General features: G+C 47.4%; 11 protein-coding genes. 7 read left to right on the plus strand and 4 right to left on the minus strand.

Features of this window, described 5'->3' with window-relative positions; genetic code table 11:
- The first annotated feature begins 91 nt into the window (after positions 1–91).
- Complete coding sequence (locus NDI33_RS20120; RefSeq protein ID WP_190673852.1) at positions 92–2,602, plus strand: diguanylate cyclase; 2,511 nt, start codon at positions 92–94, stop codon at positions 2,600–2,602.
- Here the strand turns inward: NDI33_RS20120 and NDI33_RS20125 are convergent.
- From NDI33_RS20125 to NDI33_RS20135, 3 genes are all read right to left on the minus strand, one after another.
- Positions 2,599–3,351, minus strand: a complete 753-nt coding sequence (locus tag NDI33_RS20125; protein WP_190673854.1) for a DUF1995 family protein — start codon at positions 3,349–3,351, stop codon at positions 2,599–2,601. The genes NDI33_RS20120 and NDI33_RS20125 overlap by 4 nt on opposite strands.
- A gap of 229 nt (positions 3,352–3,580) precedes the next feature.
- Complete coding sequence (locus NDI33_RS20130; protein ID WP_190673856.1) at positions 3,581–4,771, minus strand: cysteine desulfurase family protein; 1,191 nt, start codon at positions 4,769–4,771, stop codon at positions 3,581–3,583.
- Positions 4,772–4,837: 66 nt separating this feature from the next.
- On the minus strand, positions 4,838–5,218 hold the full coding sequence (locus NDI33_RS20135) for a hypothetical protein (protein WP_190413403.1): 381 nt from the start codon (positions 5,216–5,218) through the stop codon (positions 4,838–4,840).
- 296 nt (positions 5,219–5,514) lie between these two features.
- On the opposite strand from NDI33_RS20135, the gene NDI33_RS20140 reads away from it, so the two are divergent.
- Both NDI33_RS20140 and NDI33_RS20145 read left to right on the plus strand, forming a co-directional pair.
- Complete coding sequence (locus NDI33_RS20140; RefSeq protein WP_347275860.1) at positions 5,515–7,254, plus strand: DUF655 domain-containing protein; 1,740 nt, start codon at positions 5,515–5,517, stop codon at positions 7,252–7,254.
- Positions 7,255–7,359: 105 nt separating this feature from the next.
- Entirely contained in the window at positions 7,360–8,991 is a 1,632-nt protein-coding gene (locus tag NDI33_RS20145; protein ID WP_190673858.1) for a cyclic peptide export ABC transporter, read from the plus strand.
- Between the two features lie 155 nt (positions 8,992–9,146).
- On the opposite strand, the gene NDI33_RS20150 is transcribed toward NDI33_RS20145, so the two are convergent.
- Positions 9,147–10,613, minus strand: coding sequence for a hypothetical protein (locus NDI33_RS20150; RefSeq protein WP_190673860.1), 1,467 nt, complete (start codon positions 10,611–10,613; stop codon positions 9,147–9,149).
- Between the two features lie 396 nt (positions 10,614–11,009).
- Here NDI33_RS20150 and NDI33_RS20155 point away from each other — a divergent pair, with 396 nt between their 5' ends.
- Genes NDI33_RS20155 through NDI33_RS20170 form a run of 4 tightly spaced genes read left to right on the plus strand, consistent with a single transcriptional unit; the run spans position 11,010 to position 15,251 of the window.
- On the plus strand, positions 11,010–12,260 hold the full coding sequence (locus tag NDI33_RS20155; RefSeq protein WP_347275862.1) for an aromatic ring-hydroxylating dioxygenase subunit alpha: 1,251 nt from the start codon (positions 11,010–11,012) through the stop codon (positions 12,258–12,260).
- Positions 12,257–13,105, plus strand: coding sequence for an SDR family oxidoreductase (locus NDI33_RS20160; RefSeq protein ID WP_190673864.1), 849 nt, complete (start codon positions 12,257–12,259; stop codon positions 13,103–13,105). The genes NDI33_RS20155 and NDI33_RS20160 overlap by 4 nt, the downstream gene beginning before the upstream one ends.
- Positions 13,102–14,019 carry a ferritin-like domain-containing protein gene (locus NDI33_RS20165; RefSeq protein WP_190673866.1) on the plus strand — a complete coding sequence of 306 codons (918 nt, stop codon included), beginning with the start codon at positions 13,102–13,104 and terminating at the stop codon, positions 14,017–14,019. The genes NDI33_RS20160 and NDI33_RS20165 overlap by 4 nt, the downstream gene beginning before the upstream one ends.
- A gap of 29 nt (positions 14,020–14,048) precedes the next feature.
- Positions 14,049–15,251, plus strand: coding sequence for a P-aminobenzoate N-oxygenase AurF (locus tag NDI33_RS20170; protein WP_199302343.1), 1,203 nt, complete (start codon positions 14,049–14,051; stop codon positions 15,249–15,251).
- Positions 15,252–15,300 lie beyond the last annotated feature (49 nt).

The raw sequence follows: 15,300 nt of genomic DNA on the forward strand, positions 1-15,300 counted from the left end.
ATGGTATGGCATCATTTGCTCAGGGGATCGCTTGGCTACTGTTCTTGTGGAGAGGGGTATTTTTGCGCCAATGGTATTAGGAGTGTAGGAAATGAACCCTCATCAATTAGTACCCTGGGATGACAGTTCTCAGGCAACAACTCCTCGCGGACAGTTAGAGCATTTTGAAGAGCTAGTTGCAGCATTAATAGATCAACCGATCCAGACGAAGGAACAACTCCAAAAAGAGATTCTCTCACGACAAAGGTTTGAAACAGCGTTAAGCGAAAGTGAGAGACGATTCCGCGCTATTTTTAATCAAACATCCCAATTTATCGTGCTCCTGCAATCAGACGGGATTGTCCTAGAAGCCAATCAGACGGCGCTACACTTTGGTGGAATCACTGCAAGTGATGTAATAGGTTGTTTTTTTTGGGAAGCGCCGTGGTGGAGCGTTTCGCCAGAGATCCAGGAACGTTTAAAATGCGCGATCGCTCAAGCAGCAGCCGGAGAAATCGTGAGTTACGAAGTTGAGGTGCGAGGTGTTGGAAATACTGTCGCCACCTTTGACTTTTCGTTGAAGATTTTGAAGGTAGAAACAGAGTTTGTTGAGGCACAGCATACGCTACCTTTATTGATTGCCGAAGCTCAGAATATTACCGATTGCAAGCACTCAGAAAATCAGCTCACCCTGTGTAATCTAGAACGGCTAACGCTATACAAAATTTCAGAAATCGCGCAGGGGACTCAATGTCTTTACACTGCATTTCAAGAGATTGTTGAAGAAATTAGCATTGATACTGGTTTTCCGATTATCACCATCGAACTTTATGACGAAGCAAGGCAAATGATGGTATTTGCAGGGCTAAAAGGAGTTCCCTTGCCTGCGGACACAACTGTTCTTGAGGTGCCGGTAGACCAGACACTTTCGGGGAGTGTGGTTCGCACGGGTCAACCTGTCGTGAAGACGGATCTTTCGCAGTCAGCCAAGAATAGTAACTTCAATAAAATATTCTCGCAGTCAGAGATTAAAACTTTCATTTGTATGCCGATGATCGTCAACCAACGGTCGATCGGAGTTTTAAGTTTAGCCCATCGGGAAATCGTTCAATGCAATGATTCATTCCTGAAATGGATTGGAAGTTTGGCTAATTCTATTGCTTCCCTAACCGAGCGCAAGCAGGCAGAGCAAGCACTACGGGAAAACGAAGCGAGGTATCGTCGAATTGTCGAAACCACCGTTGAAGGGATCTGGGTTCTCGATCCAGAGGGGAATACAGCTTTTGTGAATAACCAGATGGCACAAATGCTAGGACTAACAGCGGCTCAAATGCTAGGCAAGCCTTTGTTTGCTTTTATGGATGACGAAGGTCGCGCGATCGCAGAAGCTTTAATAGAACGTCGCCGCCAAGGAATTAAAGAACAACATGATTTTAAATTCTGCCGTCAGGATGGCTCCGATCTATGGGCAATTGTTTCTACCAATCCCATCTTCGATCAAGTGGGAAAATATGCGGGAGTCCTGGGAATGGTCACGGATATCACCCAGCGAAAAGCTACTGAAGAGGCATTGTTGCAGCAGGCAAAGCGGGAGTCGTTGATTCGGGTCATTACCCACCAAATCCGTCAATCTCTGAAGCTGGAGGAGATTCTCAATACGACAGTGAGGGAAGTGCGACAATTTCTTCAGGCTGACCGAGTACTCATTTTCCGCTTTCATCCAGACTGGAGTGGCGTTGTTGCAGTTGAGTCGGTCGATTCTCGGTGGACGCCAATTTTAGGCTCGACGATGACAGACCATTGCTTTGCACAAACTTATGTGGAGCCTTACAAAAACGGTCGGATTCTAGCGATTGAAGATATTTATACGGCAAAGATAAGTCCGTGTCACATTGATTTACTGGCTCAGTTTCAGGTGAGAGCAAACTTGGTGGTTCCCATCCTCCAAGGCGAGGATTTGTGGGGATTATTGATTGCTCATCATTGTTCGCAACCGCGACAGTGGCAGCAGCTAGAGATTAATTTACTCCAAGAATTAGCAACACAGGCGGGAATCGCGATTAAACAAGCCCAACTTTATCAACAGTTGGAGGAAGCGAATCAGGAGTTGCAGCGCCTTGCCGTTTTAGATGGCTTGACTCAGGTAGCGAATCGCCGTTGCTTTGACCAGTACCTGAATAGTGAGTGGCAGCGGCTGGTGCGAGAGCAAGCACCCTTATCATTAATTTTGGGCGATATCGATTTTTTTAAACTCTATAACGATACTTACGGTCATCAAGCGGGAGATGAATGTTTAAAGGCAGTGGCGAGTGCGATTCGGCGTGCAGTGAAGCGTTCGACGGATTTAGTAGCTCGTTACGGGGGAGAAGAATTTGCGATAATTTTGCCGTATACCGTAGTTGAGGGAGCAATCCGAGTTGCTGAGCAAATCCGCGCTGAAGTGAAGGCGTTAGCGATCGCGCACGTTAATTCTCAAGCTAGTCAGCAGATCGCGCTCAGTTTAGGCATTGCTAGTGTAGTTCCGACTTTAGAATCCTCACCAGCAATGCTGATTTCCGCAGCAGATACCGCCCTCTATCAGGCAAAAGCCGCAGGGCGCGATCGCTATTACGCACACAATTAACGGCTCAGGGTACGAATGAACCGTTGTAAATTGGTGAACAATCCAGGTTTTTTCGGCGCTGGGGTTTCGCTGCTGCGGTTGCTGGGATTGGCAGCGTCCTTAGTCTGAGTTGTTCCTGCCAGGATGTTGTCAAGTTCTTCGCCCACAGGTTTTGTAGAAACTTCGGCAATCAGCTGATAGTTGTCGTTTGTTTCCTGCCAAACTTGCCAGGGTGAAGGGTAGCAGCGAAGCACCGCAGCACCGTCGAGGGGTCTGAGATAGTAGCTAGATTCCAGGGTAGTCAGGAAGCGATCGCGCAATTGTCGTCCCGCGTAGCCAATGCCAATAATAGCGGCGTCTTCTAGATTAGGGTTGAGGAGAACCACCGGGCGATCGCCTGCTGCTTCGCACAGTTTTTCGACTTGCAAGACTTCTACTGCGGAAGGTTCAACGAACAAGAAAACCCGATCTTCTGGGTGAATTTTCTCATCTACGGACGCTCGGCTACTGCCAATATCTGTAATTTTAAAGGGTACTTGTCCCCAGTCGCGGCGGGCAAGGGCAGCTGCCCCAGCGTCGGGAAAGAAAACTTTCAACTCCGATGCCATCTCCTCAAAGGCTTCGATAAATTGCAAGGCGACGGGCATCGGTTTGAGTTCTGGGAAGACTAACTCGACCTTGATGCGGGTGTAACCATTGGCGATCGCAGCTTGGGTTGCTTCACGGGATTGCGCGATCGCTTCTTCTAGTGATTTAGGAAGTTCTGCCATCTCGAAAATTGTTGAATTTAAGTGGATTCAGCCAAAATGTCAAATTGATTAAAAACCTCTCCCTAACCCTCTCCTAAGAGGAAAGGGGACAAGAGAAAGAATGTTTTAATTATGTCGGGATTGCTGCTTGCCTCCGTTAGGAACGCGCAGTACGGGAAGGAGGTTGGGGATTAGGTTTAATGTTGTCGTTAATGATTCCCACCTACTGATTACTGTGAGTCGTTAGCATTCAAAATTCTAAACTCAAAACTCGCTCCGGCTGAAAGCTATTCTTGGAAACAGGCATCAATCGCTCTAAAACTTGCTTCAGCACCATTGCCGCCCAGTCTACATCCGCTTCCTCTGTGTCCCGCCCCAGAGTGAAGCGAATGCCTCCCAAGGCAACTGCATCGCTGTATCCCATTGCCAGCAAGATGGGGCTGGGGCTGAGTTTGCCGCTGTGACAGGCGGAACCCGCACTGATGGCAATTCCAGCCAGGTTCATCTGCCGTACCAAGGTTTTTCCAGTAACTTTTTCACTCTCACCGATGACGCTAAAACTGACGTGGTGGGGTAGCCGATGCTGCCTGTCGCCAGTAGGGATGAGGTGGGGAACATCCGCTAAATGGGAAAACAAGCGATCGCGCAATTTTATCAATCTCGGTGTCTCTGTTCCCAATTCTTGCGCCGCCAACTCAGCCGCCACGCCAAAACCAGCAATCACCGGAACCGCCTGAGTCCCGGAACGCAGTTTTATTTCTTGCCCTCCCCCGCACAATAAAGGCGCTAACTCTACACCAGGGCGGACATAAACCGCACCCGCGCCCTGAATACCATAGATTTTGTGGCTGGAAAGAGAAAGCATATCCACCGGCAGCCGCTGCACGTCAATCGGTAAGCGTCCAGCGACTTGGACGGCATCGGTGTGAAACAACACCCCGTGAGAGTGGGCAATCTTGCCCAATTCCTCTATCGGTTGTAGCGTGCCGACTTCGCTTTGCCCGTAAATAATCGAAACTAAGACTGTATTCGGTTGCAGCGCCTTTTCTAAATCGGTGGGATTCACCCGTCCTTTAGTATCTACCGGCAACCGCGTCACCTGCCAACCCCACAACTCTAATAAACGCGCCGGTTCTGACACGGCTGAATGCTCGACGCTGGAGATAATGATATGCTGGGGCGTCCTGTAGCTGCGGGCAACCCCCATAATCGCCAGATTGTCTGCCTCGGTGCCGCCAGAAGTGAAGATAATCGACTCAGCCGGTGCGTTAATGAGTCCAGCGACCTGAATTCTTGCCAGTTCCAGAACCGTTGCTGCCCGTTGCCCCCACTCGTGCAAGCTGGAAGGATTGCCCCACTGCTCGGTGAGGACAGTTTGCATGGTTGCGATCGCTTCTGGGCGAGTGGGCGTAGTAGCACTATAATCCAGATAAATTTGCATGGTTGATTAAGCGACAGGCTGTCTCTTCTTTCAGCATATAGCGCCTCTCGCTAGAGCGTCTCTCACCTAACTACCCGGTTTACAGACGTTATATTCTTCGTGAGACATGACTTCTTCTGGCACCAGCTTTGTCCCGCAGTCGCGGCAAATCATCCGGTAGTCGCGGCTCAAAGGGATACTAATAATCAAGCGGTTGTGGCGCATCCGCTTGCCCCGAAATTCGATATAGTTCCGGCTACCCTCCAATCTAGCGATGATGGCACGCGCCTTCACTACCAAATGAGCGGGAAGATGTCTTAAATTAATCGGATCGAGTGAAAAAGATTCTTCCCACTCCTGTTTTTCCTGTTTTCTTTGAATCCAGGTGGCGCGTTCTTGAACGCAGCGATGGCAGGTTTGACCATGACCTTTGTGACCGCACGAAAACGTTTTTTTTCTGGTTGGCATAAAAAATAGTGGTGTGGCTTGGTGCCTCCCACCCCCACAAAGCTTTTATCCTGTGGAAACTCTCCGCCGTGGGCGGTTGGACAAGATCGAATATTTTGTCCGCTTGCAGTTTATGTTAATGCAAGAGGGGCAAGTCTTTGAGAATCGTTTTCGCTTGCTGACGAAAAATCGGTGATGACACCACGAATCCGTCAGGTTATCGTGTGGGTGATGAAAGAAATTTATGCTTCGATGACGTAAAAAAGGGATGGCGAGTTCGCCTATCCTCTCTTATCTATCAGCGAATCCAACTTCCCGTGCATCTTCTTTTTTCCCCGCCGACAATCCGTCTGGGCTTCACGTTACTGCTGGCGCTAACTCTCGGCGCGTGTCAGCGAGTGCAGTCGCAGAATTCCCGTCTCACGCCTCTGCCGCAAGATCCTTTTGTTCAGGTATATTTCAACCACGCCCAAACGGCAGAATATACTGAGCCGTATCGCCAGCAACGACGACAGGGAGATGATTTAGAGCAACAGATTGTCGATGCGATCGCTTCTGCGAAATCCAGCGTCGATGTGGCGGTGCAAGAGTTGCGCTTACCGAAGATTGCACAGGCGCTAGTGGATCGCAAGAAAGCTGGGGTAAAAGTTCGGGTAATTTTAGAAAATACCTACAGTCGTCCTCTCAGTGCGATCGCTCCAGCAGAGTTGGCGAAACTGCCAAAAAGGGAGAGCGATCGCTCTCAAGAATTTCTCAAATTAGTAGACCGCAACGGCGATAATCAGCTCAGTCCAGCGGAAATTAACCAAGGAGATGCCTTGGTAATGTTACGTAACGCCGGTATCCCGACAATCGACGATACGGCTGACGGTTCTAAAGGCAGCAGCTTGATGCATCACAAATTTGTTATCGTCGATAACGCAAAACTTATCGTGACTTCCGCTAACTTCACAACATCGGATATTCACGGTGATTTTGCCAAGCCTACCAGTTTGGGCAATGCCAATAACTTGCTGAAAATCGATAGTCCTGAGTTGGCAACCCTTTTCACCCAAGAGTTTAACGTGATGTGGGGCGATGGGCCAGGAGGCAACCCGGATAGTAAATTTGGCATCAAAAAGCCCTATCGATCCCCACAGCAAGTCAAGTTGGTCAATACCACCGTCACCGTCCAGTTTTCTCCAACTTCGACCACTCAACCCTGGAACCAAACCAGTAACGGCTTAATTGGCAAAACTTTAAGTACCGCTGCCCAAAGTGTTGATATGGCGTTGTTTGTTTTTTCCGATCAGCATTTAGCGAATATTCTGGAAACCGACCATCAAAATGGGGTGCAGGTACGGGCTTTAATCGATCCCGATTTTGTCTATCGCCCCTACAGTGAAGCTTTGGACATGATGGGGCAAGCCCTAAGCAATCAATGCAAGTATGAGGTTGATAACCGCCCCTGGCAAGAACCGATTACCACAGTTGGCGTGCCATTACTGCCAAAGGGCGATTTGTTGCATCACAAATTTGGGGTAGTGGATAAAAAAAACGTCATCACTGGCTCCCACAACTGGTCAGAAGCCGCCAATAGCGGCAATGATGAGACGGTGTTAGTCATTGAAAGTCCGACTGTTGCTGCCCATTATGAGCGCGAATTTGACCGCCTTTATAAGAATGCTGTGTTAGGTGTTCCTGATGGGATTGGGCAGAAAATACAAGCACAACAGAAACAATGTTCCCAGCAAACAACAGCTTCTCAACCCTCCCAAACCACTCCAGATGCCAATCCAAAAGCCAAACTTCCGATCCAAAAGGCGCAACCACCGAAAAGTCTCTCTAATTCTCCTCAGTCCTCCGCCCCTAGCCCTCAGCCCGATTCCTATCTGGTCAATCTCAACACTGCAACTCAAGAAGAAATCGAGGCATTGCCCGGAGTCGGCCCAAAATTAGCTCAGCGCATTATTGAGGCGCGTCAGCAAAAACCCTTTACTTCGTTACAAGACCTTGACAAAGTGCCAGGAGTTGGCCCCAGCTTACTCGAAAAATTAAGCGATCGCGTGACTTGGTAGCAACTGCTCCTTCTTTCCGGATCGGGACAATTTGCCGACGCTAACGACAATTGGACTAGCATCTGACAGGATAGTGCTGGTCTTAATGTACTGGGGTGTTATGCCATGAAGCTAATCCGCCTTCTCCTCAAAAATTCTTGGGTAACAGTCATTTTGGCTGCATTGACGGGTCTTCTCAGTGGTGGGAGTAGTGCGGGTCTAATAGCCCTGATTAACCTCACCTTAAGAGATATTCAACTACCAACAACGACCCTGGCTTGGAGCTTTGTTAGTTTGTGCTTTCTTCTGTTTGTGACCATGACTGCGTCCCAAGTCCTGATTGCCCGATTAGCAGAGGAGGTCATCTTCAATCTGCGAATGCTCTTAAATCAACGCATTCTGGCTTGTCCCTTGCGTCATTTAGAAGAAATTGGTTCCTCCCGGCTTCTAGCGACCCTCACAGAAGATATTGAGGTAATTTCTAGTGCCTCTATTTCCGTTTCTGGACTATTTGTAAATCTCGCCATTTTAGTGGGGTGCCTGCTCTATTTGAGCTGGCTATCTGTGCCTCTATTCTTTTTCATCCTAGGCTTCATGGTGTTGGGAATCTTTAGTCATACTTTACTGGTGACGAAGGGTAGGGATTCTTTCAAGCTTTCCCGTGAAGTGCGAGACAGGTTATACGAACATTTCCGGACTACCACGGAGGGGACGAAGGAACTCAAGCTGCACCACTCTAGACGCCAAGCGTTTCTCTCTCAAGACCTCCAGTCTGCCGCTGCGTCTTCGCGCCATTACCGAGTTGCGGCGATGAGTATTTTCGCTTTTGCTGGAAGTTGGGGGCTACTGCTATTCTTCGTTCCCATTGGGTTAGTGATTTTTGGTTTACCCCTGCTAAGAAATATTCCTGTTGCCGTTCTATCCGGCTATGCCTTAACGATCATCTTTATGATTACTCCGTTGCGGGGGATTTTAAACACTCTTCCCGATTTAAGTAGAGCGAATGTTGCTTTAGATAAGATTGAATCGCTTGGCTTATCGTTGGTAGCCCAGAGAACTGAAGAGCATCTGACGACGACCCTAGATTCACAATTTGAGTGGAGTTCTTTAAAATTAGTGGGGGTGACTCATGCTTACCGTGGGGAACGGGAAGAACATCGCTTCATTCTAGGGCCACTCGACGTAACTTTTCATCGTGGAGAATTAGTGTTTATTGTCGGTGGTAATGGGAGTGGCAAATCTACTCTTGTGAAGCTGCTAGTTGGACTTTATATTCCAGAATCGGGAGAAATTCAGTTTGACGGTAAAGCGATTACAGATAAAAATCGCGAGTGGTATCGCCAACAGTTTTCAGTTGTTTTCTCTGACTTCTATCTCTTCAACCGTCTTCTAGGATTAGACACTCCATCACTAACTGACCAAACCCAAAAGTATTTAGAAAAGCTGGAATTAGATCGTAAAGTGCAGGTAAAAGACGGTATTCTTTCGACTACTGCTTTATCCCAAGGACAGCGCAAGCGTCTTGCTTTATTAACGGCGTATTTGGAAGATCGTCCTATTTATATATTTGACGAATGGGCGTCAGACCAAGACCCAGTATTCAAGGAAGTTTTTTACACGCAACTGTTGCCAGAGTTAAAAAGTAGAGGGAAGACGGTTCTGGTTGTTACTCACGATGACCGCTATTTTGAAGTTGCCGATCGGATTGTGAAGTTGGATTATGGGAAAGTGCAATATGATAAAAGCTTACATGGTTGATGGGATTTTTTCTTGAATTCTTACTTATAATTCGGAACCCCACCCCAACCCTCCCCGTGAACGGGGAGGGGGAAATATGCTTCTTTCTCGTTTATGAGAGAATTGAAAGACTTTTCGTAAGTAAAGATGAGGGTAAATTTTTTTATCCTTTATGATTACTGATTAACAATTCCTCTTTGTTTGATAGTGTTCTCTGTGTTCTGAGATAAATCAGGCCAAGGTAAGAAATTCAGCCGGAGAATACGTTTATTCGGAACGTTGTCCCAAGCGCTAAAAACGCGCTTCCAATCATCAAGAAATTCGGGTTGAACTTGCCCTAATGTTTTTACTAAAGAGTAATAGGCGCGATCGCTTACTGCTTCATCGGATGTGACGCCTTGCCGAACTTCCAAATCGAACTCTAGATACTGTTGATCTTCTTCATAAAGAATTCGGGCGCGGTATAGTCCGGTGAGAATATCGTTTAGTTCTTCGCATTTTACCGCTGCATCCAACATATATTCGGTAAGATTAGTCCCTAAAAGAATTAAACAACTATCTGAGCGACCCGTGACTGCTAAAATATTTGGAAGCCAAGGGCTATTTGCAATAATCTTGGCTAAAGCTTCATCCTGAGAATTTAGCTTGTCCGAAGTAAGAATTGCTTTTCTTAATTTCCTCCAACTATATAACGCAACACGGTCGTAAAGAATGTAGCGCACTAGCGGAATTCCTTGCCAACGAGTCACGCAAAAGTGACCATCAACAATTTCCACAAAAGTGTCAGAAGCAATGAAATGGAAGAAGTGAGGAATGGGAGATTCTATACCTAGCGAATTAGCAAGTTTCTGGTTACGATACAGTAGTTTTCGCAAGGCGATCGAAGCAAGAGATTCAGTTCCCAGTCCTCCAGTATCAGCGCTGGCGTACATGGAAAACATAAATGGAATATCTTCTGCTATCCCCGCCCGATTTTGCCAAGAAGTGCGAATACTTTCTGGAAAAGGTTCACCAATTACGATGTATCTTAATTTTTCTAATGGAAGCGATCGCTTTTGCTCACTTGCCTTTAGATGAAGATGCGCGATCGCAGATGGTACAATCAATAAAATAATCTGATCTACCAATTGGTTCATCTTGCAGATCATTTCAATAATATCATCTTGCTGGATACCTGGGCAGAATACCCAGAAAGGATAAGGCGTATTCGCTGCCATATTATTTAACGCCCAGGAAAACGATACTCCTCCGAGAGAACTTCCTAAGCTAAGTCCAACAATTGCCAGCGTTTTTTTCTTGTGTACAGCAAAGGTTCGTTCCAGAAATATCCGGGTTTTAAGACCGACAAAACGGCTATTTGATTTTAGAATAGGCCAATAAAATGAGTTTCCGGATGATCCGGAAGAACGAGCGATCGCATAAATTTTATCAGCATCATCTGCCAGCAATTCCTCGAATGGGTAAGCTAAAGCATAGGATTTTTTGTCTGACAAAGGTAGCTGGTTAAATGGAACTCGTGCTTTAATTCCTTGAGTTTCTAAAAACTGTTTGTAAGCGGGTACGCCTCGTTGGGCACGTTGATACACTCTTTCGGCTAATCTTTTCGACCCTAAAGAGTTTTTTATAAATGATTGAAATTTCATAGGGTAGTGCTAAAGAAGTTGGAAAATTTTCTTTTTTTACGAACCGCGAAGGCGCGAAGGGCGCGAAGGAAAGAGAGGGAAGAGAAGAAGACTCTATAAATAAGTCTTAAATTTCTAACCCTAAACGCAGGCTACTATAAGACGAACTAAAGGTTGAACAATTTTTAGATGTTACTTAATGAAATATTGAATGACTTAAATTAGATTGAAACAAAAATTTACTAAACTAAGTCATAAATTCCAGAGCTTTGCAAATTCTTAGTGTAATAAAGAAATAGGAACCCCAAACTGATTTTAGGGGTGGATGGAGGGGGGGAACTTCCCTATGTCAAGCTTTCTAGATCGGCACATTCACGCAGGCGTGAAGTTTTGAACGTTACTACTATATAAATTATGGTGAATCTTAATTTGCAAGCGTCTAATTCTCTTCGCAAAACCAGGACTTTTAACAATCCCGATTGTTTCATTGAGGGATGGTACTGGGCAATTCCCTCTCGAAATCTCAAAGTGGGTGAGGTAAAGCCTGTAACCCTTTTGGGGAGGGAACTGGCGATATATCGGGGGGAGGACGGGAAAGCGATCGCTCTCGATGCATATTGCCCGCACATGGGCGCACACCTTGCCGAGGGAAAAGTCGAAGGCAACGGGATTCGCTGTTTTTTCCACAATTGGAAGTATGACCAAGTGGGAAAGTGTATCGATATTCCGTGTTTGGAAAAGCCGCTTCCAGCGAAGGTGCAAAGTTGGCCTACGGCGGAAAAGTACGGGATGGTATGGGTTTGGACGGGGGAAGCGCCACGACAGCCTTTGCCGTGTCCTCCAGAACTCAAAGATGAAGAATGCGATGCGGCGATCGCGTCTTGCTTCGTGAAGAACTGTCACCCCAATGTGGTGATGATCAACGCTATCGACGCCCAACACTTCAATACCGTTCACAACCTGCCACTGAAAATTGTGTTTGAGAAGCAGGAAGACGAAAACGCGATCGCCTTCAGTAACACCACGCGGGGAGGGGACGAATCTCTGTTTGTAAAACTAATCCGCCCCTTATATAAAAATGAAGTTACTTATAGTATGTGCTACTGGTACGGCAGCACTGGCACTGTGACACTTGGGCCAGACTTCCTCCATTTCTACATCATGTTTGCCCTTCGCCTCACCGAAGCCGGAAAAACTGAAGGACAGACTTTATTAATTACTAAGAAGCGTCCGGGTGTACTCGGCTGGATGTTTAACCGAATCGTACTTTGGCTGACGAAGATGGTGGGGAATTACTTTGCCAAAGGAGACACCCAAGTTTTCCAAACGATTAAGTTTGACTTTCAGACTCCGACGAAAGAGGACAAGTCGATTATCCAGTTCATCCAGCACGTCGAGAAACAGAAAGCGATCGCGTGGGGAACTTGGGAGGCGACTTTGCCGGAGGAGGAGCAGCGGCAATATGATTTGGATAAGGCAGTCCTAACCCCCCAACCCCATTCCCTGCAAGGAAAGGAGGTGCAGGACTCCCCAATTCTCGCAGCAGAAGGTCAGGGAAGCCGAGAGGTAAAGGAGAATTCTTCCTCAGTCCTCAGTCCTCCCTCCTCAGCACTCAGTCCTCAGCCCTCAGTCCTTCCTCCTCTCTCCCTAACCCCGGAGGCGAGATGAGTTCTGTATTGATTACAGGCTGTTCGTCCGGCTTTGGTCGGGCTATGGTTGATGAATTTCTCCAGCGAGGTTGGCACGTCATCGGTACGATGCGGAACGCACCGCAGCGACGGCAAATCCTCACGGAATCCCTAGAAAAATATAGCGATCGCTTGACGATTCTCAGCCTGGAAATCACCGAATCCAGCCAACGAGATGCCGTAGTTGAAGCAGTTCGCCAAAGAGGGCGGCTGGATTGTTTGGTAAATAATGCAGGCTACAGGTTCTACGGCGCTTTGGAGGATTTGAGCGAGGAGCAAATCCGCCGTCAATTTGAGGTAAATTTCTTCGGTGGCGTGTTCCTGACTCGCGCGTTGCTTCCGTTGATTCGGGAAGCGCAGGGAACCCTGATTTTTATCTCCTCCACTTTCGGCTTTACGGGCTTTCCCTTAACCTCGGCTCATTGCGCCAGCAAGTATGCTCTGGAAGGCTTAGCAGAGAGTCTTTATTACGAGCTTGAGTCTCACGGGGTTCGTGTCGCTTTGGTAGAACCTGGAGCCAGCAAGACGACGAATAATGGCAAGAATATGAGTTGGGGGGAAGGAAACGCTGAAACTTATCGAATCCAGACGGAAAACTACCGGAGGCTGAATCAGCGAGTTATCTCAACGGCTCAGGATAATACGCATCTGGTCGCCAAACGGGTTGCTGATATTGCCGAAGGAAGCGATCGCCAACTCCGCTATCGAGTCGGCTGGGATGCCAATTTTACCCATATTTATCAACAAATCTTCCCAGATAGGTTGCGCCTACCGTTATCAAAAATGATTTATCGACGGTTATTTATGGGGAGACAAAGCCGATGAATCAATACCAAAAAACAGCAGGCTTCGATTTGCCCCACATCCCATCTGACGACAAGCTGCGTCGCGTACTCTCCTCAGCCTTGAAGAGTCGGCTGGGTGACGATCCGATTTCCCCAGAATTTATGAGCAATTCCTACTGGGACGCCGCTCACTTTGGTCTTGAGAAAGTCCAGATTTTCCAAGATTCCAGCCAACAAGAGCAAGCAGAAATCCTGCGGCGATGCAGTAGCGGACTCATAGAAGAAGCCTATTTCATCGAAAAAGCCGGAGTCGGTTACATGGCAAAAATGGTGCTGCTGGCAGAAACCACTGAGGAGCGAATGCTCTACGCACTCTTCAGCTCCGACGAAGTGACTCACCTCGCCCAGATTAGTCGCTTTTTGCCGGAAAAAGACCTGGTGGGGACAAACGACCCCTTCTTGCGCTTCCTGGCAGATTTGGTGGAAACCCAGGATAAAACAGTCCTGCTATTTGTGCTTCAGGTAGTGCTAGAGGGGTGGGGTTTGAGCCATTACAGAAGCCTCGCCAAAGACTGTGTAAATCCTCAGATGGCTGCGATATTCGAGGGATTTTTGCAAGACGAGAGCCGTCACCACGGCACTGGAGTCACTTTGTTCAACCAGATATCCGTCTCCCAAGCGAGTCGAGCAACCATCATCGAAACCCTAGCCCTATTTTTGCAGATGGTTCGGGTAGGACCTCAAAGCGTCGTCGCCGCTATCGAGCAAGTGAAGGGTCATTTGTCCCGCCAACAGAAGCTGAGGATTTTCCAGGAACTCGACACAGAGACTCATAGCGGAATCCGTCTCAATCTCCTGCGTTCCCTGATGCGGGGAGAAGAGGCGGGAATTATCGTTCAAGAACTAGAGGATCGGGGGGCGTTCCAGCCTTTCCCCGCAGAAAAATGCGTATGAATAAAACACTAAACGAACCCAAAGACAACATGCTTCTAGAAGACCCAAAGGTTTACCAACAACTTCAGATTAACGAACCGAAAGGCAATACCCTTCTAGAGAACTCAAAAGTCTATCGCAAGCTTCAGATCAACCACACGCGCAATAAACAGCAGGATCATACGCAACTGCTCGACGAAGCCGCAGCCTCTTTCCGATATGAAGACTGCAAAGATGAGTATTGGAATCCAGAAGAATTTTCCTTACTCTACGGAACTCCGCTGTGGGAACAAGCGAGCGTAAGCCAAAGAGTAATCTTAAACCAACTTTATTGGGTAGCTTACTATTCGCAGATCGTTTCCGCAGAAATTGCCACAATTTACTTTAATCAGACTAGCGCCGCCGGACTTTACGCCCAGGAGGACTTTCGCTTAGTTTGCGATACCCTCGACTTAGAATCTGCTCAGGAAAGGGCACATATCAGCGCCTTCAGAAAAATCTCTAGCGAGGTAGAAGCACAGCTTTTTGGCAAGCGCGTCTTCAGCTATCCTATGCGCGGGCCGTTTGCAGAGACAATGATTTTTGCTGACACCAACGCTCTCAAGACGTGGTGGAAAAAACTCCAGCTGCAAAGCTTTGGAATGCTGTCAGCAGGCAATACTTTTCTGGCTTGCCAATACTTTACCGTTCGGGGTATCCGGACGCTAAACGGTAAGCTGGTGCAGCATAAGCTCAGCAACTACTACCAAAAACATCCCAACTCAGAAAACGCTCCCATTCCCTCGAAAATTTCCTTTTATCACTTCATGGATGAGAGCTTTCACTTTAACAGCTCTACGATTCTTTCCCATGACGTGGTGAAGTGCCTCAAGCCGCCGACCGCTTTCGAGAAGCTAGTGGCAAACTTGGGGATACGCGGCTGTCAGAGAGATCACTATCATTTTTCCGTTGCGATTAACGGGATTTTTTGGTACGACCCCGCCCTCTATTCGGCAATTTACGAGGTATTGCGATCGCCTATTTTTGCAATGAGCGACCCAGAAGCCAAAGAAATGATGCGATTGTGCTTCACAGAGGAATCTGAAGGGCTGCACCTCAGCTACAAAACCCGTACAGAAGCGATGGATTCCTACAAAGTTTACCTCGAAAAAGTTGACTACGCTTGGGCAAGTAACCGGGAGATGTCCATCATGGCTGCTAATTCTATTCCCCAGTACCTCGCTACTCAAAAGAAGGCAATTGGTAATTGGTAATTGGGCTTATGAAAAATTTTACCCATTACTGACTTGACAAATAACCGTG

This window comes from Trichocoleus sp. DQ-A1, from assembly GCF_039961955.1.
In the GTDB taxonomy this organism is placed as follows: domain Bacteria; phylum Cyanobacteriota; class Cyanobacteriia; order Cyanobacteriales; family FACHB-T130; genus FACHB-T130.

Excerpts from the sequence above, each read along its gene's own strand:
- NDI33_RS20120 (WP_190673852.1), top strand. The coding sequence starts at position 92 with ATGAACCCTCATCAATTAGTACCCTGGGATGACAGTTCTCAGGCAACA.
- NDI33_RS20125 (WP_190673854.1), bottom strand. The coding sequence starts at position 3,351 with ATGGCAGAACTTCCTAAATCACTAGAAGAAGCGATCGCGCAATCCCGT.
- NDI33_RS20130 (WP_190673856.1), bottom strand. The coding sequence starts at position 4,771 with ATGCAAATTTATCTGGATTATAGTGCTACTACGCCCACTCGCCCAGAA.
- NDI33_RS20135 (WP_190413403.1), bottom strand. The coding sequence starts at position 5,218 with ATGCCAACCAGAAAAAAAACGTTTTCGTGCGGTCACAAAGGTCATGGT.
- NDI33_RS20145 (WP_190673858.1), top strand. The coding sequence starts at position 7,360 with ATGAAGCTAATCCGCCTTCTCCTCAAAAATTCTTGGGTAACAGTCATT.
- NDI33_RS20150 (WP_190673860.1), bottom strand. The coding sequence starts at position 10,613 with ATGAAATTTCAATCATTTATAAAAAACTCTTTAGGGTCGAAAAGATTA.
- NDI33_RS20160 (WP_190673864.1), top strand. The coding sequence starts at position 12,257 with ATGAGTTCTGTATTGATTACAGGCTGTTCGTCCGGCTTTGGTCGGGCT.
- NDI33_RS20165 (WP_190673866.1), top strand. The coding sequence starts at position 13,102 with ATGAATCAATACCAAAAAACAGCAGGCTTCGATTTGCCCCACATCCCA.
- NDI33_RS20170 (WP_199302343.1), top strand. The coding sequence starts at position 14,049 with ATGCTTCTAGAAGACCCAAAGGTTTACCAACAACTTCAGATTAACGAA.